At 61.3% G+C, this 24,597-nt stretch carries 19 protein-coding genes and 1 tRNA gene; 5 read left to right on the forward strand and 15 right to left on the reverse strand.

From position 1 onward, the window contains the following. Positions 1-2: 2 nt before the first annotated feature. The 8 genes from QZ511_RS06065 to QZ511_RS06100 all read right to left on the reverse strand — a co-directional run bounded on the left by QZ511_RS06065 (position 3) and on the right by QZ511_RS06100 (position 7,626). Positions 3-75, reverse strand: a tRNA-Thr gene (locus QZ511_RS06065). 206 nt (positions 76-281) lie between these two features. Further along, positions 282-1,010, reverse strand: coding sequence for a hypothetical protein (locus QZ511_RS06070; protein WP_295800467.1), 729 nt, complete (start codon positions 1,008-1,010; stop codon positions 282-284). A 153-nt stretch (positions 1,011-1,163) separates the two neighbouring features. Further along, positions 1,164-1,937 (reverse strand): type III pantothenate kinase, encoded by a 774-nt coding sequence (locus tag QZ511_RS06075; RefSeq protein WP_295800541.1) that lies wholly within the window; start codon positions 1,935-1,937, stop codon positions 1,164-1,166. An 11-nt stretch (positions 1,938-1,948) separates the two neighbouring features. Further along, a complete protein-coding gene (gene birA, locus QZ511_RS06080) occupies positions 1,949-2,983 on the reverse strand; it encodes a bifunctional biotin--[acetyl-CoA-carboxylase] ligase/biotin operon repressor BirA (RefSeq protein WP_295800471.1) in 1,035 nt (344 codons plus the stop codon). Between the two features lie 15 nt (positions 2,984-2,998). After that, positions 2,999-4,150 (reverse strand): alanine racemase, encoded by a 1,152-nt coding sequence (gene alr, locus QZ511_RS06085; RefSeq protein ID WP_295800476.1) that lies wholly within the window; start codon positions 4,148-4,150, stop codon positions 2,999-3,001. Between the two features lie 46 nt (positions 4,151-4,196). Continuing rightward, positions 4,197-5,387 carry an ABC transporter permease subunit gene (locus tag QZ511_RS06090; RefSeq protein WP_295800477.1) on the reverse strand — a complete coding sequence of 397 codons (1,191 nt, stop codon included), beginning with the start codon at positions 5,385-5,387 and terminating at the stop codon, positions 4,197-4,199. Continuing rightward, the gene (locus QZ511_RS06095) at positions 5,384-6,133 is read right to left on the reverse strand and encodes an ATP-binding cassette domain-containing protein (RefSeq protein ID WP_295800479.1); all 750 of its coding nucleotides are present in this window, start codon (positions 6,131-6,133) and stop codon (positions 5,384-5,386) included. Before QZ511_RS06095 ends, QZ511_RS06090 begins: the two co-directional genes overlap by 4 nt. Then, a complete protein-coding gene (locus QZ511_RS06100) occupies positions 6,130-7,626 on the reverse strand; it encodes an alpha/beta hydrolase (RefSeq protein ID WP_295800482.1) in 1,497 nt (498 codons plus the stop codon). Before QZ511_RS06100 ends, QZ511_RS06095 begins: the two co-directional genes overlap by 4 nt. 177 nt (positions 7,627-7,803) lie before the next feature. Here QZ511_RS06100 and QZ511_RS06105 point away from each other — a divergent pair, with 177 nt between their 5' ends. Beyond that, a complete protein-coding gene (locus tag QZ511_RS06105; RefSeq protein WP_295800484.1) occupies positions 7,804-8,760 on the forward strand; it encodes a hypothetical protein in 957 nt (318 codons plus the stop codon). A 411-nt stretch (positions 8,761-9,171) separates the two neighbouring features. Here the strand turns inward: QZ511_RS06105 and QZ511_RS06110 are convergent, their stop codons facing one another. The 3 genes from QZ511_RS06110 to QZ511_RS06120 form a co-directional block, all read right to left on the reverse strand. Continuing rightward, positions 9,172-10,086: an aldo/keto reductase family oxidoreductase gene (locus tag QZ511_RS06110; RefSeq protein ID WP_295800486.1), complete on the reverse strand. Its 915-nt coding sequence runs from the start codon at positions 10,084-10,086 to the stop codon at positions 9,172-9,174. Positions 10,087-10,165: 79 nt separating this feature from the next. Next, entirely contained in the window at positions 10,166-12,100 is a 1,935-nt protein-coding gene (locus tag QZ511_RS06115) for a phytase (protein WP_295800487.1), read from the reverse strand. A gap of 185 nt (positions 12,101-12,285) precedes the next feature. After that, positions 12,286-14,886, reverse strand: coding sequence for a TonB-dependent receptor (locus QZ511_RS06120; RefSeq protein ID WP_295800488.1), 2,601 nt, complete (start codon positions 14,884-14,886; stop codon positions 12,286-12,288). A 200-nt stretch (positions 14,887-15,086) separates the two neighbouring features. Between QZ511_RS06120 and QZ511_RS06125 the strand changes: the two genes are divergently transcribed. Next, the gene (locus QZ511_RS06125; RefSeq protein WP_295800489.1) at positions 15,087-17,030 is read left to right on the forward strand and encodes a PhoX family phosphatase; all 1,944 of its coding nucleotides are present in this window, start codon (positions 15,087-15,089) and stop codon (positions 17,028-17,030) included. A gap of 184 nt (positions 17,031-17,214) precedes the next feature. On the opposite strand, the gene msrQ is transcribed toward QZ511_RS06125, so the two are convergent. Continuing rightward, positions 17,215-17,841, reverse strand: a complete 627-nt coding sequence (gene msrQ, locus QZ511_RS06130; RefSeq protein WP_295800490.1) for a protein-methionine-sulfoxide reductase heme-binding subunit MsrQ — start codon at positions 17,839-17,841, stop codon at positions 17,215-17,217. Further along, positions 17,841-18,833: a protein-methionine-sulfoxide reductase catalytic subunit MsrP gene (gene msrP, locus QZ511_RS06135; RefSeq protein ID WP_295800492.1), complete on the reverse strand. Its 993-nt coding sequence runs from the start codon at positions 18,831-18,833 to the stop codon at positions 17,841-17,843. The genes msrQ and msrP overlap by 1 nt, the downstream gene beginning before the upstream one ends. A 276-nt stretch (positions 18,834-19,109) precedes the next feature. Between msrP and QZ511_RS06140 the strand changes: the two genes are divergently transcribed. Beyond that, on the forward strand, positions 19,110-19,256 hold the full coding sequence (locus QZ511_RS06140; protein WP_295800495.1) for a lmo0937 family membrane protein: 147 nt from the start codon (positions 19,110-19,112) through the stop codon (positions 19,254-19,256). 101 nt (positions 19,257-19,357) lie between these two features. Here QZ511_RS06140 and QZ511_RS06145 read toward each other — a convergent pair whose 3' ends face one another. Next, complete coding sequence (locus QZ511_RS06145) at positions 19,358-19,966, reverse strand: MarC family protein (RefSeq protein WP_295800497.1); 609 nt, start codon at positions 19,964-19,966, stop codon at positions 19,358-19,360. 67 nt (positions 19,967-20,033) lie between these two features. On the opposite strand from QZ511_RS06145, the gene aceK reads away from it, so the two are divergent. Both aceK and QZ511_RS06155 read left to right on the forward strand, forming a co-directional pair. Beyond that, on the forward strand, positions 20,034-21,806 hold the full coding sequence (gene aceK / locus QZ511_RS06150; RefSeq protein ID WP_295800500.1) for a bifunctional isocitrate dehydrogenase kinase/phosphatase: 1,773 nt from the start codon (positions 20,034-20,036) through the stop codon (positions 21,804-21,806). A 159-nt stretch (positions 21,807-21,965) separates the two neighbouring features. Next, complete coding sequence (locus QZ511_RS06155; protein ID WP_295800501.1) at positions 21,966-22,478, forward strand: hypothetical protein; 513 nt, start codon at positions 21,966-21,968, stop codon at positions 22,476-22,478. Between the two features lie 15 nt (positions 22,479-22,493). Here QZ511_RS06155 and ppk1 read toward each other — a convergent pair whose 3' ends face one another. Beyond that, on the reverse strand, positions 22,494-24,542 hold the full coding sequence (gene ppk1, locus QZ511_RS06160) for a polyphosphate kinase 1 (protein ID WP_295800504.1): 2,049 nt from the start codon (positions 24,540-24,542) through the stop codon (positions 22,494-22,496). Positions 24,543-24,597: the final 55 nt, after the last annotated feature.

Raw genomic sequence — 24,597 nt, forward strand, 5'->3', positions numbered from 1 at the left:
GGAGCTGGCGAGAGGAGTCGAACCCCCGACCGGCTGATTACAAGTCAGCTGCTCTACCAACTGAGCTACGCCAGCACTCCGTCACCACCCGGGGTTGTTGAGCTCCCCCTTAAGTGGAGGCGGGATTCTAGGGGAAGTCACTTCCACACGCAACAGCGGATTGCGGCTTTTTCGTCATTGCTGAAACCTTGTACAGAAGCGGACAGCCGCAACCCCACGATGAGCCGCCGGCAGCGGCCCTGGAACCCTTTCCGCGCCAGGCTAATCGCACCCGCCGCAGCTCAATCCGCGCCCTGGGCATCAACGATTTCACTACACAGATTCTGACGCTGGTCCACGTCCGGGTAGTCGAGTTGCAACTGCTGCCAGAAGTCCGCCGCCAACTGCTGCTCGCCGCCGGATACCACCACCCACCGCTCTAGATACGTCTGCGGCTCCTCGCGAAACTCGGCCGCAAATCCCTGAGCCTGCAGTTCATCCGTGAGCGAGCGGGCCCGCTCCAGCTCGGAAAAAATACCGAATGAGATGCCGTTCTCCAGCGAGCCCTTCGGTATCACGTAACTGTCGATACCCGCCGCCTGCAGCGCACGCAATTTGCGGTAGGCCTCACGACGGGAACCCAGCGGCGCCATAAACACCCAGTAGCGCATCTGCCCCTGCATTTCTATCTCCCGCAGGCTGGCATCTACCTCCAGCGCGCGCAGGCGCTGCGCAACATCCTCGCCCTGAAAGGCCTCACCAAAGGGCCCCACCAGGGTGCACAGAGCCTCTCCGGGCTGCGCGGCTTCGGGTTCCGCAACCGCCCGTGCCGCGGGCACCTCGGCGCCGCGCTGCGACTCCACACGGTCCGCCAGCTCGCCGGGGGCCACCTCACTGACCAGCGCAATGGAGCTTTCCGCCGCGGCAGGTGCGGTCTGCTGCACGGTGTTCTCCGGCGCCCGCCCGGCACTCATGAACCACCCGGCAAGCCCGAGATTGGCAATCACTAACAGCAAAACTATCCAGCGCATAGGAAACAGGTCTTTCAATCCAGCATCGTGGTTAATGTTTGTCGGCCGCGGCTAACGGCGGCAGATTGTACAAGCGAATACCGCTGCAAACCGTGATCCGCGAGGCGGGCGCCGCAGTCAGGCCACCAGTTGGCTCAAGCTGCCAGTGGGCGATCAGGGGTTGGTAAGCGCCAACCCCTCCATCACCAGGTCTTCCACCAGGGTGTGCCGCAGCGTTCCCGCCAACGGCTCCAGGGTCGAGAACAGCGCAGCATCGCCGCCGGTCAGCCAGATATTCGGCATCAAATCACGCTCGGCACACTGCTGCAATTCCGCCAGCGCCCTTTCCACAGCGCCGAGCACCATCAGTGGCAAGCCGCGGTTGACTGCCGCCTGGGTATCGCGGCCGGGCGCCAGCGACATCCCGGGGGCGAACGCCCGCGCCACTTTCACCGCGTCCGTATCCTGATACAGCGCCCGCCGCATCAGCGCCAGCCCCGGGACTATATAGCCACCGAGATGGGCGCCCCCGGCCCCCAGCAGGTCCAGGGTAACCGCGCTGCCACAATCCACCACCAGAGCCGGCGCCGGGTCGCGGGCGTGGGCGGCCAGTACCGCCAGCCAGCGATCCACCCCCAGCCACCGCGGCTCGGGGTAGGCACAGGTCACCGCGCCGCAGCGGGGCGCCACCCGGGCAAACTCCGCTTGCAGCCCCAGTGCCACCTGCAGGCGCTCGGCAATCTGCTTTTCGCGCCCGGCACCGGCAACATTGGCAACCCGCACCCGCGCCACCCCCGCGTCCAGCCACTCCGCAGGCAACTCGCTGCCACCACCCCAGAAATCTCGCTCCAGTGCGCCCCGCGCAACCACCCGGCCGCTACCGGCAGCCGCGGCGTTCAGCAGGCGCCACTTGCAACGGGTATTCCCCTGATCCAGTTCGAGAATCATGGTCACGGCACTCAGCTCCCGCTATCCGCCGGGCGCAGGGACACCTCCCCCCCGTGAAATGTGCGCAATTCGGGAGTCTCCCCCTGCTCGCCGCCCATCTCCAGCAGCAGCGCGCCCGAGCCGTCGACCCCGCGCGCGATGCCACACCAGCGCTGTTGCGCCGACTGAACACACACCGCCTCGCCGGCGAACTGGTCCAGTGACTGCCAGGGCTCTCGCCAGGGCACAAAGCCCCGCTCCGGGTAGTGCTCGAGCAGCGGCAACAGGTGGTTCAGCATCGCCGCCACCAGCTGGTTGCGGCCGATACCGGGGCGCACCTGCGCCAGGTCGATCCAGGGCTGGTCGATGGCGTCCGCGGCGGCTGGCGGCAGGTGCATATTGATCCCTATCCCCACCACTACCGCGCAGCGATCGGTCAGGTCTCCGCTCAGTTCCAGCAATACGCCGGCGAGCTTGCGGCCGCGACACCAGACGTCATTGGGCCATTTCAGGCGCACGTCCGGCACCTCGAATTCTTCCAGCGCCCGCGCCAGGGCGACCCCAACCGCAAGGCTCAATCCTTCCAGCAGCTGCACGCCGCCATTGAACTGCCAGCCGACCGACAGGCTGATGCCGGCGGCAAACGGGCTTGCCCAGCTGCGGCCGCGGCGACCGCGGCCGGCACTCTGCTGCTCCGCAAGTATCACCCGGCGGTGGCCGCACCCGGCATCCAGCGCTTGCAACGCACGGGCATTGGTAGAGTCCGCCAGGTCGTACAGGTCCAACTCACCCAGCAGCGCGCCAGCGGCCCCGGACAGGTTGCCGCGTATCGCCCCCGCATCCAGCAGGTCCAGCCCGCCCGGCAGCTGGTACCCGCGCCCCTTGACCGAGGATACCGTCAGCCCCAGCTGCTCCAGCTTCTGCAACTGCTTCCACACCGCGGCGCGGCTCACACCCAGGCACTCCCCCAGGGATTCACCGGAGTGAATTTCACCATCGGCCAGCAATAACAGCAGTGGCCGCAGCTGCGCCAGCGCCTTGCTGTCGGCAGACTTGTTGTCAGACACCGCAGCCCCCTCGACTCAGAGATAGCGCCGGCCGTAGCGGCGGCCGAGGCTGGTGAGAATTTCGTACCCGATACTGCCCGCCGCGGCCCCCATATCGTCCACGGTCAGGTCGTCGTTGAGCAGTTCGATGGCGCGTAATTTTTCGCGCTGGGCCTGATCCAACGCGCTGATATCGAATACACAGGTATCCATGGAGACACGCCCGATCATCGGCACCACAATGCGCTCTTCGATAGTGCCCGCCGCATCCTCCACCGCTCGCCCGATTACCGCAGCACCGCGTCCGCGACCGCTCTGGGTGCGCAACAGCCCATCCGCGTACCCGCCGCGCACCACCGCCAGCCAGCTACCGGCAGCCGCGTGCTGGGTGGCGCCGTAGCCCACCGCAGACTCCCGCTCCACCTGCCGCACCTGAAGTACCGGTACCCGCAGGTTGACCACCGCGCGCATGGGGTTGGACTGACCCGGTGTCGGGTTCACCCCGTAAAGGGCACAGCCCGGGCGCGCGACATCAAAGTGAAAGTCGTCACCGAGATAGATACCCGAGGAATTGGCGAGACTCGCCTCGAGCTGCGGACAGACTTCGCGCACCCGGGCCAGGGCATCGCTAAAATTTCGCAGCTGCTGCCGGTTCTGCGGCCGCTGCGGCTCGTCGGCACAGGCGAGATGACTGAGAAACAGGCGCAGGTTGGCCGCTCGCAGCAGCTGTGGCTGTCGCAATAGTTGCGCGAACTCCTGCGCACCCATCCCCAGCCGGGTCATGCCGGAGTCCACCTTGAGAGCACAGGGCGCGGCGACGCCGCCGGTTGCGGTTGCCTCGACCCAGGCCTGTATCTGCGCAGTGGTCACCAGTACCGGCTCGAGAGCGGATTCAGTACAGGCTTTTTCATGTCCCGGACGCACCCCGGTGAGCAGGGTAATGCGGGCGTCCGCAGGCAGCAGCGAGCGCAGCTGCGCCCCCTCGGCCAGGGTGGCGACGAAAAAGTGCCGGCAGCCCTCCCGGTACAGAACCGGCGCCACCTGCTCCACCCCCAGCCCGTAGGCATTGGCCTTGACCACCGCGCCACAGCGGCCACCGGGGTGCAGCCGGTCGCGCAGTGTGCGGTAGTTTTCCGCCAGCGCATCCAGGTCGATGGTCAACAGCCCCTCGCTCGCATCAAACGTCATACAGCACTCACAAATTCAATCGCCCGTATATCGGCCCCAACCCGCCTCAGGCAGCGGACAACAGTGTTTCACGGCGCAGTGCACGGGCACCAAATACCACCGCGACCACCACCAGCGCCAAGGTTGCCAGCGACCCCGCCAGCATCCATAGCGGTGACACCGCACTTCCGATCAGCAGCCCCTTGAGCCACTGCTGCTGGCCGATCAACGGCAGCAGCTGCCAGCTGTCCGCCAGCTTGATCTGTGCCGCATCGATAATGACCAGCAGCATCACCGGCGCTATCTGGAAGATACTCAGCTGAGTCTGTGCATCCTTGAACGACTGCGAGCGCAGCGCCAGCAGAATCTGCAGTACCGCCACCAGCAGCGCCAGCGGCAGCAGCACCAGCCCCATACAGATCACGCCGGCAACCGTGGTGGCCTGCTGAATCCCCAGTTCCGCCAGTGGCATCATCGGCATCAGCACCACCAGGGCAGTGATGGACAACAGTGAACCGAGCCAGCCGAGGCTCGCCACCGCCAGCATTTTCGCCACGATCACCTGCCACGCCGGCAGCGGTTGCACCAGCAGGGTTTCCAGGCTCAGGCGCTCGCGCTCACCGGCTGAGGTATCCACCGAGGTAGCGAGACTGGCCACGAACAGGGTCAGGATCAGCAACCCCGGCACGGTGGCGAGAATCAGCGCACCGCGGCTCGACGGCGTACTCACATCCCGCACTTCCAGCTGCCAGGGGGCAAGCAACTGCGGAGCAACACCGCGGGCCGCAAGGCGCTGGTTCACCACCATCTGCTGCATGGCTGCGAGGCGCTCCTGTACCTGGCGCTGGGCCCGGCCCGCGCCGGTGTCGGAACTGTCCACATAAACGTAGATCTGCGGCGCACGGAATTCCTGGTAGCGATGGGCAAAATTTTCTGCCACCACCAGCACCAGGTCGTAGTCGTCCTGCAGCAGCGAGCGCGGATCGCCCTGCGCCAGCCTGTCCACTTCCAGTGCCGGCGATGCCAGCTTTTCTGCCAGCAGCGGCGCTTCCTCGGCACCGATCAGCGCCACCCGGGTCGCATCCTCACTCTGTTTCTTGACCATCACCACGGTAGCCCCCGCCAGCAGTACCGGGAACATCAGGGAAAAACACACCGCAGTGAGCAGCGCGCGGCGGTCGCGCCAAGCTTCAAGGAATTCTTTTTTCAGCAGTGGCAACATCTGCGCCAGGGTGCTCGTCGTTGATTTCGCGCTCATGCTGGCTCCACCTCCTGTCGCGCCGGCAGCCGCCCGTAGGCCAGCGCCACAAAACTGTCTTCCAGTGATTCACACCCGGTTTCGCGACCGAGCTCCGCCGGGGTACCGCGCCCGACCACACGTCCCTCGGACATCACCAGCACCGAGTCGGACAACTCCGCCACTTCCGGCATGACATGACTCGAAAACAGGATGGTGGTGCCACCGGCACGCAACCGCAGCAGGGTTTTGCGCAACAGGCGCACGGCGAGCACATCGAGACCGCGGGTAGGCTCATCCAGAATCAGGTGCTGGGGGCGATGGACCAGGGCCCGGGCCAGGGATACTTTCATGCGTTCGCCCTGGGAGAAGCCCCCCATGCGCCGCTCCCACAGGGCGCTCAGCTCGAGCTCTTCGCGCACGGCATCCAGCGCACCCTGCAGCTCGCCGCTCCCGAGGCCCTGCATCTGCGCAAAGATTTTCAGGTATTCGGCCACCGTCAGCCGCTCGTACAGGCCCTCGCGGTCACCCACGACCCCAAGCTGACGGCGCGCGCCCTGGGGATCCACAGCGGGGTCGATTCCGCCCACCAGGACGCGCCCGGACTTCGCCTGCAACAATCCACAGATGATGCGCAGGCAACTGGTTTTGCCGGCACCGTTCGCCCCCAGCAACGCGGTGATCTTGCCGTCCGGCACCTCGAAACTGAGGTCCCGTAGCACCGGTTTGCCGGCAAAGGATTTGCGAATTTTTTCCACACTGATCACTGGCTTTCCCCTCCCTGTTCGGCCACCAGGCTCGGCTGCGCAAGTGCCGGCCCGTAGGCGGCGGCCATAAACGGCGGTCGCTGGATATCCGCTACACAGGACGGATCCAGCGCGGTCTCCGGCGCGTCGAGAAATTCCCGAATCAGCTCGGGAATGCAGCCGCGGGCGGAATTGATATGGCCACCGCCGTCCACCACCAGGTGCTGCTTGTGCGCCAGGTAATCCAGCTCGGTGTCCGCGTACACCGGTGGCGTGATCGGGTCGGCGGTTCCGGAGATCAGCAGTACCGGGTGGTTACGCGGCTCCGGAGTGCGGTAGGGGCGCGCTGCCACCGGCCAGCGTTTGCAGCCCTCGGTAAAGGTGCGCACAAAGGTTTTACCGATAAACGTACCGGCGCTGTCCGCGGCAATCTCGTCGGCGGACATGCGGTTCACTTCCTCGGCACAGGCAACGGAAAAGGTCAGCCCCAGGGCCATGCTGCCCTCGAGCTTGGCAAACAGGCCGAATATGCCGGACAGCGGCAGCAGGTTGCCGCGGCGGGCCTGCTGGATGGCAAACGGCAACTGGGCGGCGGCTGCGGGATCATACAGTGCGGTACGTATCGCGCTGGCGAGCATCCAGGCTTCTACCGGCTCGTCTCCGGGAACCCCGGTAAACGGGTCCGGGAAGGCCGCCGCCTGCGCTGGGGTCCAGTCGGCCAGCAGCGCATCCAGCTCGCCGCGCCAGTCTCCGAAGTCCGCGCACACGGGATCCGCTGCGCAGGCATCCACCAGCGCCTGCAGCGAGGCCTCCGCGGCCTTGGCGGTCAGGAAAACTTTGGTATCGATGGGCGCGACCCCGTCCAGCACCAGGCTCTGCAGGGATTCCGGGTACCACTGCTGGTAGAGCAGCGCGGTGCGGGTCCCCCAGGAACCACCCCACAGGGAAATCCTGTCGTGCCCCAGTGCCTTGCGCACCGCCTCGAGATCTTCCACGGTCTGGCGGCTGTTGAGGGTTTTCGGTCGTTCTGGGGACGCCTGGTAACAGGCTGCGAGCTGGTCCACAAACTCGTCCAGCTGCACCGGCATGTCTTCGTCCATGCCGCAGTCGAACACATCGGATTTACCGGCACCGCGACGGTCCACCAGTACGATGTCCCGCTCGCGGTTGAGCTTGCGCAGCGGGTTGAGCAATTTGGCCAGCTGGCTGGCGGCCTGTCCGGGACCACCGGCGAGCATGTACAGCGGCTCGTGCTGGCCGCCGTTGACCGCGGGCGCGATCATCACCGACAGCAGCACGCCATCCTCTACCGCAACCTGATAACAGCGCAGGGATTCCGACCAGCCATCCAGGTAACAGCTGTCGGCCTGCGGTACGCCGGTACCAACTTGTACTTTTTCAGCCTGGGGATTTTCTGCCCGGGCGAGCCCGGCGATTCCGGTCCCCAACGCAAAAGCCAGCACCAGCGCCGTACGGCGCCACATTGTGCCGGCCGGATGTTTCCTTACTTCCACTATGCACTCCGAGTTATTTTGTACAAACTTTCGCAGTCTACCGGACTTTTTGCGCCACCGCTGCCACCGGCAAAATCACCGGCGATAGATTCCGCAGTATTTGCGATAGCGAACCGTGTCACACAATGGTAAGGTTTGCCGTCGCTGCCAATCGAATAATTTATACACACCGACGCCATGAGCTTTTCAGACAGAGAAAAACAACTCGTTCGGGCGGCCTTTGCCTGGGGACAAACCACTCAGAAGGAAGGCTATACCCTGTCCGATCTGGAAATCGAAAAGTCGGTGCTGTTCCGCCGGCTGCTCGCCGGGCGCCCGCCCCTGGCTTTTCCCCCGCCCCTGCGCCACGGCTTTCCCTGGTACGAGGTGATCGAGGGCCGCAGCGAGCATGTGGTCAACGCGTCTGAAGCCTCTCCCGAGCACAGCATCATCGCTCCCGGCAGCAAACCCGGGGATACCTGCATCCTGATCGACGGCGCTTTCTGGCGCGTGGCGGAAACGATACGCGAGCGGGAGGAATACATTGTCGAGTGGGGCGAGTATCCGATGCAATGGCGGCTGCGCAAGCAGTGGGATGTCAACTACGAGATGACCCAGCAGCTACACCATTTCCGCAAACAGAACCCCGGCGCCAATGTGAACCTCGCGAGCCGCGGCGGGCAGAAGGAATACAGTGAATTCCGCGTGGACGACGACCAGACGGTTTGGTTGTCCGAGTGGCACTTGACCCGCATCGGCCTGCCGGGCTGGGTCTGGGTCGGTTTGGAAATGCAGGCGGAGCCGTCTATTTTCGACCTGGCGCCGCTGTGCCAGGACCAGCAGGGCCCGCTGGTACTGGGCGTCTCCGGTGCCGAACGCGGCCCGGGCTGGCTGCGCCTCGAGCAGGCTGGCAGCGAGTCTCGCTACATCAAGCTGGGCGACGAGCTGGAATACAAGGTCCTGATCGCCTCTGCGGTAACCGAGTTCGACCGCCTGCTGCACAGCGTTGCCGGCAAAGATCTGGAAGTCATGGACTGGCGCGGCGACCAGCTGTTGCGCTGCTACCAGGTCCCCATGCACCTGGCCCCGCTCGAGCAGTTCGATATGGGGGAAGTGAATTACGACCTGGTGCCTGAGAACGCTTACGCCAGTTAATCCCCACGCTTCTCTGTTTGTATTCCTGTGGCGCCGCAGCACTGGGTAAGTGTTTTTGAAACCGCTGTGAATACATCCGTGTACGCTGCGTCGGCGACATCCCTGTCGCCGACGCTTTCAAAAACACTTACCCAGCACTCCGGCTTCGATTCCACTTCCGCACTTCGTAAGCAGTACTTTCGAATCAGTTTCCAATTCAAAGTGGTCGCCTCCCGCGAAGGTGCTGACGCCGGGGATCTGTTCGCGAGACCTTCGAAAACAGGGACGTTTTCGAAGAGCCCCCATGGATGGGTTCACGGCGCGTCTCGCGAACAGATCTCCGGCGGCAGTACCGCCACCGGACCGGCTAAAAAACAAGCCTCAGAACAGGCCTCAGGGCCAGCTTAGGAACGAGTACCACCGCAAGCTGACTTAATCCACATCCCGCCCACGCCCGGCGCGCAACAGCTCGAACCACTCTTCCCGATCCAGCTCCATTTGCAGCGCGCCCAGCGCCGCCACCAATCGTTCGGGATTACCACTCCCCAGCACCGGCACCATCTGCGACGGGTGCTTCAGCAGCCATGCCAGTGCCAACTGCATGACACCGTGCCTCGGGTCCAGGTCGCGGGCCTCGCACAGCGAGCGCAGGCACGCCTGCACCCGCACCGCATCGCCGTCCTCGCCGGCGAACAAACGCCCACCTGCAAACGGCGACCACGCCATGGGAATCACCCGCTGCTGCTGACAGTAATCCAGCTGGCCATCAAACATCGGCTGCGATTGCAGCAGTGACACCTCGATCTGGTTTACCAGTAACGGCCGGGAAAGTCGCGACTGCAGCAGCGCCGTCTGCTGCGACAGATAATTGGACACCCCCAGGTGTTTTACCTTGCCCTCGGCTACCAACTGCTCGAGCACCTGCGCCAGCGCATCCGCATCCATCAGCGGGTCCGGGCGATGCAACAGCAACAGGTCCATGTGCTCGATCCCCATATCCCGCAGGCTGGTTTCCACCGCGCGGCGCACGTGTGCGGGACTGGTATCGTAGTGATTGATGCGCGCACCCGAGGCTTCGCCGGCAAGGCGGATACTGCACTTGCTGACAATTTCCATCCGGCTGCGCAGCGCCGGCTTCAGCCTCAGCGCCTCGCCGAAAAACTGCTCGCAGCGGTAGTCGCCGTAGATGTCTGCCAGGTCGAATGTGGTCACCCCCAGGTCCAGCATCTGCTCGAACAGTGCCAGCCGCTCCTGCGGGGAGTAGCCCCAGTCCGTCAGCCGCCACAGGCCGAAGGCGATACGGGAGAGGGAAAAACCGGATTCGAGGGAGGAGTGAACGCGCTGCATAAAAAAATCCGCCGGATCAAACATGAATCCGGCGGATTTTCGCATATTCACGGCGGGGGCGAGCCCCCCTCCGATCAACTCATTGCAGGTTGAGGGTCTCGGCAATATCCGCCCAGGACACCAGCTTGAAGTTCTGGGTCTGGCTGGGCATGCGGTTGCGGCCGTCCTGCACCACCAGCAGCCCCTGCGGGTACTGGCTGCCAAACGCCGCGCTGGACACTTCCAGGCCGTCGGTTTCGGAGCTGCCGTCCAGGTTCTTGTCGAGGTTGATATCCACCTTGAAGTGGCCCACAAACTGGCTGCCGTCGCGACTGAACAGGGCGTAGCTGTTGTTGCCCTGACTGGACACCACCAGGTAGCTTCTGTCGCCCGCGTGATACAGGCCCATGCCTTCCACGTCCGCCGCCAGGCGCTCTCCGTCCACCGGCGCGATCAGCTGTGGGCGCGCTTCGCCGGCCAGGAAGGCGGCAATATCCAGGCGCCATACACCGCCGTCTTCCTCACCGAAGAACAGCATCTGCATCTCGTCATCCACCACACAGCCTTCGACCTGGCTGTCGACCTGCAGGTTGGCCAGCGGTTTCAGGGTCCAGTCTACGTCGCCTTCACCGGGGGCGATCTGCAGCAGCTGCACACCACCTTCCTTGTCCGATACCCAGGTCAACAGGTCGGCGCCCTTGCGGTAAACACACAGGCCGTAAGGGTCTTCCATCTCCAGGTTGCGCAGCCCCAAGTACTCCACCTGCCCCGCAGAGCTGATCCCGAATAGACTCACACCCGGGTCGGTGCGGTTGGTGGCCGCGGCGATGGCAACGAATTTGCCGTGCTGGATCGGGCGCAGGTCCACGTTGTTGAGGCGCCCCACCGCAAACTGCTCCAGCAGCTTGCCCTCCAGGTCGTAGACGTTGAGGCCGCTCTTCTTGTCGGTGCCCAGGATCAGGCTGGCGGATGGATTGACCGGGTTGACCCAGATGGCCGGGTCATCGGCGGCGTCGCCTCCGGATTGCACCGGCGCGGTTTGGCCGCTGGCGCGCACGCGAGGGATTTCCACCGGGGCGCGGAAAGCCTGCATCTCAGCCGCCGGCTGCGGCAGCTCCACCTGGAAGCGCTGTACCCGGTCACTTTCCTCTTCCAGTGCCAGCAGCTGGCCCCGATGCACCACCGCAGACACCGGCTCCAGGTCTTTCAGGGTGCGTTTAAACTGCGCACCTTCGGCCGGGGTGTTGATGTTGAAGGCGATGACCTTGTCGTCCGCGGTCAGCCACAGGTTGCCGCTGGCGCTGTCCAGCCACAGGCCGCCAAAGTATTCACCGGCCAGCTCCGCAGGGGCGGCAAACACCTCCCGCTCCTCGTCCATTTCCGCGTCTGCATTGAGGCTCCAGATACCCAGTGGCGGCTGCGCCACCAGCAGCTTGCCGCTGCGGTCGTCCACGGTGCAGCTGGAAACCTGCTCGCCGAAATACAGCGGACGTACGCCGGTAAATTCCCACGCCTGCTCCCGCGGGTGCACCACGTATTCGTGACCGAGACCACTTTCGTCGATGGCAAACAGGTGGGTGCGCTCCGCCTGGCGGGAGAAACACAGGGCCACCTGGGGGGCACTGGTGGGCATGGCCGCCAGGTAGCGGATGCGGGGTGTGCCGTTGTCGGTATCCAGCAGTCTCAACTGCAGCTCAGCGCCGTCTTCGTCATAGACCGCAATCAACCACTGCTCCGCGGCCAGTTGCTGCAGGGCAAAACGTTCTACTGTGCCGCCATCCAGGGAGAGTTTTTCCTCGCCGTCACCATCTACCAGCACCAGGCCGCGCTTTTCGCTGGCCAGCAGCAGGTAATCGCTCCCCCCCAGGGTGACCGGAGCCAGCTGGCTGGAGACCACGTCTTGCAGCGGAATTTCCTGGGACGGGCTGATGGCATCCACGTCGGCAGAATTTTTCTCGATTTGAGGGCCACAGGCACTGAGCAGGCTTGCGACGGCCAGTACAGCGGCGGATCTGAATAAGGTTTTTGACGCCATAACACCACGATTTCTTGTTGTTGGGTCTCTGTTTATGACAGGCAGCGCAACAAAAATACGCCGTCGACATGGCAGAAAAATGTCAAACAGATGACCGCGGAATCCAAATTAAAAAAATAGCAGAAAGCCCGGCCGCACCTGATGACTTCGGGGCGAACCGGGCTTTCTGCCTGACGCTGCAGAACTTAGAAGCTGCTGTAGGTCACACCCAGCACGTAGGAGGGACCGTACTCTTCATACTGGCCGTTGTACCCGCGACGATTGGCGTAGAAAGGCTCGTCGGTAAGGTTGATGGCGTTGAAGAACACCTGCACGCCATTTTCAAAGCGGTACTTGGCGGAGAAATCCATCTGCATGTGCTTGTCTTCGTACAGGTCAAATGCCTCGTCTTCCAGGTCAACTTCCAGCAGGCGCTCGCCCTTGTAAGCAGTGGACAGGCGCAGGCTCAGCGCATCGCGCTCGTAGCCGACAATGAAGTTGGCGACCAGGTCCGCCTGGGACGGCAGCGCGATGTTGTCGCCGCGCTCGGCATCCGCGCCCAGACCGAGGCTCGCTTCGGAGTCGGTGAAGGTGGCATTGGTACGCAGCAGCAAGCCGTTGTCGAAGCCGCGGGTCCAGGAGAGCTCGGCACCGGTCAGGGTGGCCTGGTCGCCGTTGATCGGCTGGAAGATTTCCGCTTCTTCCACCGCCAGGGCGCCCACGTACTGGCTCAGGTCGGCGGTGCTGGACACATCGGCAGTGACGACAAAGTTGTCGATCTGCTTGTGGAAAGCCCCTACGGAGAACATGCCCAGGGTGTCGGCGTAGTACTCGAAGGACACATCCAGGTTGCGTGCCTCATAGGGGTCCAGCGCCGGGTTGCCGGCTTTCACTTCCAGCTCGCCCTCGTCGTACTCAATTTCTGCCGCAGACGGGTTCAGGTCGCCGAAAGACGGACGGGACAGAGACTCGGTGTACGCGGCGCGCAGTACGATGTTGTCGCTGTAGTCGTACTTGAAGTTCACGCTCGGGAACAGCTTGCTGTAGTCGCGCTGATAGCTGGTTTCGCTCACGTATACGTCTTCGGCAATTTCCTCGGCGCCGTCGATGGCTTCACCGGATTCAGCCACGCGGTAGCCCTCGGCACTGAAGTCGGTGCTTTCGTAGCGCACACCGTAAACCAGGTTGGCGCGACCAAAATCGATATCGTTCATCACATACAGCGCGGAGATATCTTCATTCATTACGTAGTCGCGCGCGGAATCCAGCGCGGTGTCGGTCTCGTCGATTTCGAAGCTGCCAATATTCGCATCGATGAACGCATTCACCGCGCCCTGGTTGATACCCGGTCCAAAGGTTCCGAGGCTGTAGTCGATGTTGTTGTTGGCAAAGTCCGCGAGGGTGAAATCGCCACCGAAACCGTCGTAAATGGTGGCATTCAGGTCGCCGGTTTTTTCGCGACGACGCTCCTGCAGACCGAACTTCAGCTCGGAGGGGTTACCGGCTACTTCAATATCGCGGCGAATATCGATACGGAAACTCAGCTCTTCATCGTCGGTGTAGTTGTCTTCCACCACCAGTTCGTCCAGCTCGTAGCTGGCGGCATCCATGGCGCTGGCATCGGCGGCGTACATATCCGGAATTGTACCGGCACTGGTATAACCCAGTTCCAGACCTTCCTGGACAAAAGTGGTGTCGCGGCGGTGCGGCTCGGACTCTTCGGCGTGAGAGTAGCCCAGCGCGTACTCGATGCCCCAGGTATCCAGGTCGTGTTCACCGCCAAGTACCAGAGAAAGAATTTCCTGCTCTTCAAAGCGGTCTTTCAGCTCTTTTTCCAATGCGGCGTCGGACCAAGTGACGGAGCTCGCGGAAATGGTATCCGGATCGTCATTTTCCTCGTCCAGCTTGTAGGAATTGCGCTGGCGCTGCTCTTCATCGGAGAAATCGGAGTAAAGCGTGTGCAGGTACAGCTGGCTGCCCTCGGCCACTTCCAAGTCGAAGTTGGCAGCGACGCCGGTGCGCTCGCGGGTCACGGCGTAGTCGCGCTGTTCGATTTCGGCGGCGGTAATGCCTTCACTGCCATCCATCGCGGTGAATTCTTCCCACACACCATCGGTTTCGATGTTTTCAGAACCGAATTTGCGCTCCTGGTGAGAAGCGGCAATAGCCACCCCCAGGGTGCGGCCGTTGAGGTCAAATTTGTTGGTGTAGGTGCCGGCGAGTTTCGGGCTGTTTTCACCCTGCAGTTCGCTGTAGCCGTTCTCCACGGTCATCTTGTAGGTCTGACCATCGTAATCCAGCGCATTGATGCTCTTGATTTCGATGGCACCGCCGATGGAGTCGGCGCTCATGTCCGGGGTCAGGGTCTTGAACACTTCAAGACTCGCCAGCAGGTCGGACGGAATCACGTCCAGGGCCACCGCGCGGCTGTCGGTTTCCGGCGCCGGCAGGCTCATGCCATTGATGGTGGAGGCGTTCAGGTTGGGGTCAATACCGCGCACACCAACGAAACGGCCCTCACCCTGGTCGCGGGCAATAAATACGCCGGCCATACGTTGCAGGGCTTCGGTCACGTTGGCATCCGGCAGCTCGCCAATAGCCTCGGAAGTCTGCACTGCCACCACTTTGTTAGAGGCGCGCTGGCGTTCGATATCACTGCGGGCGTTGGCCGCCTGCCCGGTAACCACAATGGTTTCCATTAGCTCGCCGGTTTTCTCCGGCTCTGCAGTTTGCGCGCCGGCATTGATGCTGATGACTGCCGCAGCCAGCGGCGCCATCATTTTCAGAGTAAATACAGACTTAGTCATGGTCCCCGTCCCTGTTATTGAATTGGCGGTTGTTTTGTTTGGGGCGCAGACTAGTTTGCAGATGTGAAACTTGCGTTACCGTTTTTTTAAATTTGTCACATTCAGCGGCTAACCTTCCTTTTAGACAACGGATTCAACCGCCAAATAAATGGCGCACGAACCAACAATAGAAATATTTGCACGGATTACAGGGGAAGGTCATGGCCAGCGACCAGCACGAAGACGGCATCAGCAACCCACAGCGACGCACACTGTTCAAGGCCATCGGTGCCGCGGGCGTGGCCACCGCCGGCGCCGGATTGCTGCCCGGATGTGGCCGTCGTTCACACAGCAACGCGCAGAACTTAAGCTTTGAGGAAATCCCCCACGGCCTGGACTACCGGCACCATATTCCCAAGGGATACGAAGCCGACCTGCTGTTGCGCTGGGGGGACCCGCTGGCCGCCGATGCCGCGGCATTCGACCCGCAAAGACTGACCCCTTCCGAGCAATCCCGCCGCTTCGGCTACAACAACGACTTCATTGCGTTTATGCCGCTGGACCAGCGCGCCGGTCCCGGGGAAGGCGACCTGCACTGCCAGAGCAACAACAGCGAGCGCGGACTGCTGTGTGTCAATCATGAATACACCCAACCGCACCTGATGTTTTCCGGATATAACGACGAATACAGTGCCACCCGCGGCGTCAGTGCCGAGCATGTGGCTATCGAGCAGCAGGCCTGCGGCCATTCCATTGTGGAAATCGAGAAGACCGCGGATGGCTGGCAGGTGCTGCAGGACAGCCCCTACAACCGCCGGATCTCCCTCACCACGGCCATGGATATTGTCGGTCCTGCCGCCGGCGATGAACGCCTGGTCACCAGGGCCGATGCCAGCGGCAGGCAGGTGTTCGGCACTGTTGGCAACTGTGCCGGTGGCAAGACGCCCTGGGGCACGGTGCTGATTGCCGAGGAGGGCTTCGGCGGCGCGTTTCAGGGGGACCCGGACAATGTCGCGGACCCGCGGGAAGCCCGCAATCACCACGCCTTCGGTATCGAAGCAGGCAACCGCAACTGGGGCGACCACGACCCGCGCTTCGACATTGCCGTGGAGCCCAACGAGCCCAACCGCTTTGGCTGGATGGTGGAGTACGACCCCTACGACCCAGAATCCAAGCCGCGCAAGCTGACCGGTCTCGGCCGCTTCGAACACGAGGGTTTCACCCTGGTGAGCAAACCGGGCCAGCCGATCGTGGCCTATGGCGGTGACGACGACGAGCACCAGTTTGTCTACCGGTTTGTGTCAAAACACACGTATCAGCCGGGAGAGAGCGCCCACAACCGCGCTTTGCTGACCGAGGGCACACTGTATGCGGGCCGGTTCAACGAGGACGGCAGCGGCCACTGGTTGCCGCTGGTATACGGCGAGGGGCCATTGACCGGGGACAACGGCTTCCGCAATCAGGCGGACGTGCTGATCGACTGTCGCCGCGCGGCAAAACTGCTCGGCGCGACGCCGATGGACCGCCCGGAAGATGTGGAAACCAATCCGGTCAACGATTGCACCTACGTGATGCTGACCAAGAACAAAAAGCGCTCTGCCGACGAGCTGAATGCGGCCAATCCGCGCCCGCGTAACAGTGCCGGCCACGTGGTGGAAATCGTGCCCCCGGGCAGGTTCGGCGAGCGGGATCACGCCAGCACCGAGTTCAAATGGAATACCTTTCTGCTGGGCGGCAATCCCAATGCGGAAAACCCGAACGAGCGCGGCGCCTACGGCCAGCAACACCCGGGGAATATCTCTGCCCACGGCTGGTTTGCCAACCCGGACAATGTGGCATTCGACCCCAAGGGCAATATGTGGATCGCCACCGATGGCTGTGAAAGCTTCGGCTTCCACGATGGCCTCTGGGCCATGGCAACGGAAGGGGAAATGCGCGCGGCGCCGAAACATTTCTTTGGCTGCCCGGAAGGCGCGGAGATCTGCGGACCGGAGTTCACCCCGGATGGCAAGACGCTGTTTGTCTCGGTGCAGCACCCGGCGGATGGCGGTCGCTCCACCTTCGACAACCCGATGCACCGCTGGCCGGACAACGATCCGACATTACCGCCGAGACCTTCGGTGCTGGCGATTCGCAGTAAAGACGGGAAGGAAATCGGCAGCTAGAACCCGGTCGACCTGGCTCAAAATCAAGTTCGGTGGCAGCCCGACACCGGGGGCGGGTTGTCAGGACCGCTGTGAATACTTCCCTGTACGCTGCGTCGGCGACGTCCCTGTCGCCGACGCTCCTGAAACCCCGTCCCCGGCACCCGCCCTTCTAGTCAACCCTTTGCACTTCGACAGCTATTTGTTATTTAAGCGACTCTATCCACCGGCGAATAGATTTACTTCGCCAAGCCAGCAATAGCAACGCAACCCCCAAATAAATCGCCGGTTCAATCCAGCCACTCTTCAGCGACCACCAGAAGTGCCAGCAGGCCAGTAACACCACCACATACAGCAAGCCATGGAGTTTTTTCCAGTTTTTGCCCATCTTGCGCATCAGTACAGGCAGGGAAGTAATCGCCAGCGCCAGCAGTATCAGCCAGGCGCTAAATCCGATCAGAATGTACGTGCGCTTGACCAGTTCGCTACCAATCAGTGACCAGTCGAAACCGAGGTCCAGCGCCATCCACGCGCTGAAGTGCAGCGTGGCCCAGGCAAAGCACCAGAGTCCCAGCGGGCGCCGCAGCCGGTTGAGTTGCCCGTAATTCAACAGTCTGGCCAGCGGCGATATCAGCAGCGTCAGCAACAACAGCCGAATTGTGCCCAGCCCCAGATAGTGGATCAGCTCCACCACCGGGTCGCCACCCAAATGCCCCGCATTGATGGCGTAGAACAACCAGAGCAACGGCGCGGCGGCGCCCAGGTGTACAAAGAGCTGCAGCAATACGGCCAGCGGTTTGCGCCACCCTCCCCTTTTTCCCGAGACCGCCATCAGTAGAACTTCCTCAGGTCCATGTTCGTGTACAGCGAGGCCACCTCCTCGCCGTAGCCATTGAACGGCAGGGTTTTCTGGCGCTTGACCGAGAACAGGCCACCGGGGCCGATAAAGCGCTCGCTGGCCTGCGACCAGCGCGGGTGATCCACCGCCGGGTTTACGTTGGCGTAGAAGCCGTACTCCTGGGGCAACAGTTTGTTCCAGGAGGTGGGCGGCATTTTCTCCACCAGTTTGATCTTTACGATGGACTTGATGCCCTTGAAACCGTATTTCCACGGCACCACCAGCCTGATCGGTGCGCCGTTCTGGGGCGGCAGGGTTTTGCCGTACAGGCCGACGGACAGGATACTCAGCGGATGCATCGCCTCGTCGATACGCAGCCCCTCCACATAGGGGTAATCGATACCGCCGCCCACGATGCGATTGCGCTGGCCGGGCATCTGTTGCGGGTCATACAGGGTTTCGAAGGCGACATATTTGGCGCGGCTGGTGGGCTCGAAGCGCGCGAGGAATTTCCCCAGCTCAAACCCCACCCAGGGGATCACCATCGACCAGGCCTCGACACAGCGCATGCGGTAGATGCGCTCTTCCAGGTTGGTATCGGCCATCAGCTTCCACACGTCGACGGTACCCGGTTTGGCGACCTCCCCTTCCACGGTGAGGGTCCAGGGCTCCACCTTCAGGTCCTGGCTGTTTTGCGCGGGGTCGGTTTTACCAGTACCGAATTCGTAGAAATTGTTGTGATTGGTGACCTTGGCTTCCGGTGTCAGTACTAGATCAGGGTCGGGCTTGTCGCGGGTAAAGTCCAGCGGTTTGCGCTTGGCCTCTGCAGCGAATGCACCGGTACCGGCCGTCACCAAGCCACCGAGCCCCGCCAGCCCCAGCCCGGCGCCAAGTCCCCTGATCACGCTGCGCCGGGAGACATAGGCGGATTCCGGTGTAATCTGATTCTCCGGCAGATCACTTTGCTTGCGGCTCTTGATCAACATGAGATTCTCCTTAATGAGGCCTTGATCCAGCACGGGCGGGTTTAGGATACAGTCGCGGAGAGCTTGCGTATTCTTACACCGGGATTCGCCGCAACCGCTCTCAGAATGATTTCTACTATCTGTTCGGACACTTATTCTGCCGGGAAATTCTCGCAAAGCGCTGGGAAAGATAATTCTGGGAATTAGCCCCCGGGCAAACTACCGTTTTACCAGCGCCGAGGCCCGGCGGAAGGATTTCGCCGGATCGATGGCCGAGCTGCGGAGGAGGTATATCCCATGCTTGAGACAATTATCGTCATCCTGGTAGTACTCTGGCTCCTTGGGCTGGTGAGTTCCTACACCCTGGGTGGCTTTCTGCACGTATTACTGGTGATCGCCGTGATCCTGCTGATCCTGCGCCTGGTGCGGGGACGCGGGCCATAGTCCGGGCACAGTACCGCAATTGCCTTCTTCTCCACCGGGAGAAATAAACGAAAAAACCGCACTATCGCGGTTTTTTCGATTTTACATGGCTGGTTATACGGCTATACGGCAAAAAACTGCTGGATACCCAGCAGCACATTGGTGGTCGCCACAGAGGCCAGGATCAGCCCCATCACCCGGCTGACGATGCTGGCGCCGGCATTGCCGATCCAGCGAAAGATCCAGTTGGCGGTCAACAGCAATACCAGCACGATGGCGATCACTGCCAGCATGGCGGTCGCGGTGTTGAACTGGTGAATAGGGTCGAAACGATAATTGTCGGTCAGCACTACCGCCGCCAGCATTGCCCCGGGCGAAGCAATGGAGGGCACCGCCAGCGGGAATATCGCCGTTTCATGTCCCTCGCGAATGATTTCCACTTCCCGCTCCGGCTTGCCCTCGCCGAAGATCATGGTCAGTGCGAACAGGAACAGCACTATGCCACCGGCAACCTGAAATGCCGAAAGCGGCACGCCGATGGCTTCCAGAAGGTACTGCCCCAGCAGCAGGAAGAACAGCAGAATTCCGGTAGCCACCGCCACCGCCAGCAGCGCAATCTTGCGCCGCTGCCACTCGCTGTGGCGACCGGTCACCGCAATGAAAACCGGCAGGGTGCCCACCGGGTCAATCACCGCAAAGAAAAAGACAAAGCTGCTGATCCAATCGTCCAAGTGCGCTCCATAATCTCCGTGCTACCATGCGCTTCATGGTAAGAGAACCGCTCCAGTTGATTCTAGTATGACCAATCACTCGCCGACAGCCCGACGTATCGCCAAGACCATTCTCAATGGTTTTGATGCCTACTTTGCCGACTTCCAGAATATTACCCTGGGCGCCAAGACACGCTTCGAGACGGCCTCATGGACGGCGGTGCACGAGACCAACCGCGAGCGCATCGACCTGTACAAGGTCAAGGTAAACCAGGTCCTGAAACTGGTGCACTCGGTCACCAGCAAGGACACCAGCCAGCTGGAGCTCTGGGGCCAGGCCAAGGAGACCTACCGCCAGCTGATCGCCAACCACAACAATTACGAAATTGCCGAGACCTTTTTCAATTCGGTATTTTGCAGCCAGTTCAACCACGCCCACATCCACGACAGCCATCTGTTCGTAAAGTCCTCCCGCGCACTGGATGAAAAGCCCCTGCGGGACTACAGCATTTACATCAGCTACAACGGTCAGCACGGCCTGGAGGCCATGATCGAGGATATTCTGGGGGACTATGAATTCTCCATCGCCTGGGAAGACTGTACCCGGGATGTCGAGCATATCTGCGCGGCACTGCGCCAGGGACCGCTGTCCCACCTCTCCGGGCCGGGCGACGAGCAGCGGTTGCGGGTGGACATGCTGGAGTCGGTGTTCTACCGCAACAAGGCGGCCTACCTGGTGGGCCGATTGATGTATGCCGGTGAAGTGATTCCACTGATTCTGCCGTGCCTGAACAACGGTCGCGGCGGTGTATTTGTGGACACCGTCATCTACGACAACGACTCTTCCAGCATCATTTTCAGTTTTACCCGCTCCTATTTCATGGTGGACGCACCGATTCCTTCCCGCTTTGTGCGCTTCCTGTCCACCATCATGCCGCTGAAGGAGAAGTCGGAACTGTACAACTCCATCGGCTTCCACAAGCACGGCAAAACCGAGTTCTACCGCCATATCCTCGCGCACATGAAGGTGAGCAACGACAAGTTCGTCATTGCCCCCGGCATCAAGGGTATGGTGATGAGCGTGTTCACGCTGCCCTCCTATCCGGTGGTGTTCAAGATCATCAAGGACAAGTTCGACAATCCCAAAACGGTTACCGAAGAAATCGTCAAGGAAAAGTACAAGTTCGTTTCCCGGTCCGACCGCGTCGGCCGCATGGCGGATACCCAGGAGTACACCAACTTTATTTTCTATCGCAATCGCTTCAGCGAGGAACTGATAGAGGAACTGAAGACACTCGCCCCGTCGAAGCTGGAAATGGACGACAAGTGGATCATCATCAAGCACCTGTACGTCGAGCGCCGCATGGAACCGCTGAACCTGTACCTGGAAAATGCCGACGAACAGCAAACGATCGAAGCCATGGAGGAATACGGCAACGCCATCAAGCAGCTGGCGGCCGCGAACATCTTCCCCGGGGACATGCTGCTGAAAAACTTCGGCGTCACCCGCCACGGCCGTGTGGTTTTTTACGATTACGACGAGCTGTGCCCGCTGACCGAGTGCAATTTCCGCAAAATCCCCGAGCCGCAGACTGCGGAACAGGAACTGGCGGACCGCCCCTGGTATACCGTGGCCGAGGCAGATGTATTTCCGGAGGAATTCCGCCTGTTCTTTTCCGGCAACCCGGTGGCGCGCGACGCATTCGAGCGTGAGCACGGCGACCTGTACGACTACCGCTACTGGCAGCGGCTGCAGCAGCGCATCCGCGCCGGGCGCGTGGACAGTACCTTCCCCTACCGGCGCAAAGTGCGTTTTCGCCGCCTGCCGATCAAGCGCACCAGCCTGCCCACAACAAATTGATTGCAACCGGCGAGTCGCCCCGGATTTCGGCATTACCGGTGCCCGGGCCAGGGCATTGACATTGGTAATCGTGTCGATATTGGCGCGGGCGAGCACAGGTCGGACAGGGACAGATCAGAGGCTATAGTTAAGGGAGCAGTTAGCGACTGGAGGTATGCAGTGCGGTTGTTCAGTTCGGTTCCACTGATGGCGCTTATTGCCCTGTCGTCGGCCGCCTTTACCAGTGGCTGTGGTTACCTGCCCAGCGAAATGGAACCCAAGCCCAAAGCCGAAACGCGCCGCACCAGCGACATTGACCTGGAGCCGATTGTACACAGCGCCAGCTGCGGCGCCCGCGCCCGGGGCTACAAGCGCCTCGGCTTCGACGACCTCTTTGTTTTCACCGAAGATCAAAGCCGGCCCTTTGCCGCCGCCAGTGACCTGCCAGGCAAATACGACGTGCGCGCCTATGTGTGGGGGTTCGACAACTGCATGGCGAAAGGCACCTGCAGCCAGGGCGACCACTACTGGCTGATCAAGCGCGGGCCGGAAGACGATTTCACCACCTGGGTAGTCACCCCCCAGTACCCGCGCATCACTATCGAATCCCGCTGCAAAGACGCACTCAAGGTCGGCGAGCGCTACCGTTTTTCCTTCCGGAACGGCAAACTGGTGGGGATCAGTAAAAACTGACCCACCCGTATCTCATCACATTTCGTACTTTTTCAGCAGGCGATAGATCGCGTCCTGTGAGCGCACGTCTTTTTTATTCCTGCGGTTGGCAATGCGTGTATTGCTCTGGTTGCCATCCAGGATCCGCGCCTTCTGGTTGTCCTGCCACTGCAGCTCGAGGATATTCATCACCATATCCCGGTGCCGCGTCTCCAGCAGCGGGAAAGTCACCTCCACCCGGTGATCCAGGTTGCGGGTCATCAGGTCTGCGGAAGACAGCCACACCTGGCGCTCACCGCCATTGTGGAATGCATAGACCCGCGCGTGCTCCAGGTATTTATCCACCAGGCTGATTACCTGGATATTGTCCGACAGGCCCTTCTCCTGGCACTGCAGCGCACACATGCTGCGCACGATGACCCGCACCTTCACGCCGGCAGAACTCGCCCGGTAAAGATGTTCGATCACCTCCGAATCCACCAGGTTATTACACTTGAAGAAAATTTCCGCCGTCTCCCCCGCCTGTGCCGCGGCAATTTCCCGGTCGATTGCCGCCAGCATATTCGGGCGGTTGCTATAGGGAGAAACCCAGATGTGGTTGTAACTCTGCTGCAGGTGGGTTTGCTGGATAAAATCGAACACGCGGCTCGCATCCTCACCCAGCGCCCGGTTGGCGGTCATCAGGCTGAAATCACAGTAAAAGCGCGCGGTACTTTCATTGAAGTTGCCGGTGCCGAAATGGGTGTAATAGCAGTTCTGGCCATTTTCCTCACGCACGATCGAAATCAACTTGCAGTGCACCTTGAGCCCCGGCACCCCGTAAATAACCTCCACCCCGGCGTCACTGAGTTCATTGGACCAGTGGATGTTGGCCTGCTCGTCAAACCGCGCCTGCAGTTCCACCACCGCCGTAACCTGCTTCTGGTTGCGCACCGCATTCACCAGTGCCGCGACCACCCGGGAATTTTTCGCCACCCGGTACAGGTTGATACGGATTTGTTTCACTTTGGGGTCGATGGCCGCGGAAGCCAGCAGCTTGGTAATCACGCGAAAGTCGTGGTACGGATAGTAGCAGAGGCGGTCGCGCTCGCTGACCCAGTCAAAAATATTGGCACTGTCCGGCAGCGTGGGCAGGGGTTCGCGGGCGCGATAAGTATGCGTCTTGAGGTCCGCCGGAAAACTCATGAAATCCTTGGAGTTGTGATAGCGGCCACCGGGGGTATAGCTATCGTAGCGCCCCATCTTGAGTTTCTTCTTGATCAAATCCAGCAGGATTTCGGGCATGGTGGAGTCGTAGACCAGCCGCACCGGCTCCGCCTGCTTGCGTTTTTTCAATGACTTTGCCACCCGGTCGACAATGTTGCGGGTAACATACTCTCCCAGTTCCAGCTCCGCGTCGCGGCTGATCTTGAAGGTAAACGCCATGGCCTTTTCGATTGGCAACACGTGCCGGAACACATCGATCAGGCAGGCCCGGATCACATTGTCGAGCACGATATATACCCGCTCGTGCTTTCCCTCCCGCGACGGGATGGCTACAAAACGCGGCAGGATATCCGTGGGGATCTCGAGACCGGCAAAACGCAGGCTGCCATCGTCCAGCTCCAGGTAGATGCCGAAGTAAATGCTCGCCTCATTCAGCAGCGGCATGTTTTCGCGGTCGTCGATAAAGAACGGTTCCAGCTCAGGCAGTACTTCCTGGTGGAAATAGGACTCCACATAGGCCTGCTGCTTATCCGTCAGCTGGCGCTCATTGATCAGATGAATGTGATGCCGGCCAAGGTCCTTGAGCACCTTAAGGTAGGCATTGTTGAAACGGGCCTGCAGGCGCAGCACTTTTTCGTTGATACTGGACAACAGCTCGGAAAAGTCGCCTTTTTTCCTGGAACCCTTGGCAAATGTGGCAAGGCGCCGTACATCGGCGACCCGCACGCGGTAAAATTCATCCAGATTATTGGAGAAAATCCCCAGGAAGCGCACCCGCTCGATAATGGGTACGCTCTCGTCTTCCACTTCCTGGAGCACGCGGGCATTGAATGAAAGCCAGCTGAGCTCTTTCGGATACAGGGGAATTTCATTTGTCATACTGGGTACAATCAAATTCTTCGGTGAAGCGGCCTTCGTTTTTTGTTCCACGGTA

This window comes from uncultured Microbulbifer sp., assembly GCF_913055755.1.
Lineage (GTDB): Bacteria > Pseudomonadota > Gammaproteobacteria > Pseudomonadales > Cellvibrionaceae > Microbulbifer.

Excerpts from the sequence above, each read along its gene's own strand:
- QZ511_RS06070 (WP_295800467.1), bottom strand. The coding sequence starts at position 1,010 with ATGCGCTGGATAGTTTTGCTGTTAGTGATTGCCAATCTCGGGCTTGCC.
- QZ511_RS06075 (WP_295800541.1), bottom strand. The coding sequence starts at position 1,937 with ATGATTCTCGAACTGGATCAGGGGAATACCCGTTGCAAGTGGCGCCTG.
- alr (WP_295800476.1), bottom strand. The coding sequence starts at position 4,150 with ATGACGTTTGATGCGAGCGAGGGGCTGTTGACCATCGACCTGGATGCG.
- QZ511_RS06090 (WP_295800477.1), bottom strand. The coding sequence starts at position 5,387 with ATGAGCGCGAAATCAACGACGAGCACCCTGGCGCAGATGTTGCCACTG.
- QZ511_RS06105 (WP_295800484.1), top strand. The coding sequence starts at position 7,804 with ATGAGCTTTTCAGACAGAGAAAAACAACTCGTTCGGGCGGCCTTTGCC.
- QZ511_RS06110 (WP_295800486.1), bottom strand. The coding sequence starts at position 10,086 with ATGCAGCGCGTTCACTCCTCCCTCGAATCCGGTTTTTCCCTCTCCCGT.
- QZ511_RS06115 (WP_295800487.1), bottom strand. The coding sequence starts at position 12,100 with ATGGCGTCAAAAACCTTATTCAGATCCGCCGCTGTACTGGCCGTCGCA.
- QZ511_RS06120 (WP_295800488.1), bottom strand. The coding sequence starts at position 14,886 with ATGACTAAGTCTGTATTTACTCTGAAAATGATGGCGCCGCTGGCTGCG.
- QZ511_RS06125 (WP_295800489.1), top strand. The coding sequence starts at position 15,087 with ATGGCCAGCGACCAGCACGAAGACGGCATCAGCAACCCACAGCGACGC.
- msrQ (WP_295800490.1), bottom strand. The coding sequence starts at position 17,841 with ATGGCGGTCTCGGGAAAAAGGGGAGGGTGGCGCAAACCGCTGGCCGTA.
- msrP (WP_295800492.1), bottom strand. The coding sequence starts at position 18,833 with ATGTTGATCAAGAGCCGCAAGCAAAGTGATCTGCCGGAGAATCAGATT.
- QZ511_RS06140 (WP_295800495.1), top strand. The coding sequence starts at position 19,110 with ATGCTTGAGACAATTATCGTCATCCTGGTAGTACTCTGGCTCCTTGGG.
- aceK (WP_295800500.1), top strand. The coding sequence starts at position 20,034 with ATGACCAATCACTCGCCGACAGCCCGACGTATCGCCAAGACCATTCTC.
- ppk1 (WP_295800504.1), bottom strand. The coding sequence starts at position 24,542 with ATGACAAATGAAATTCCCCTGTATCCGAAAGAGCTCAGCTGGCTTTCA.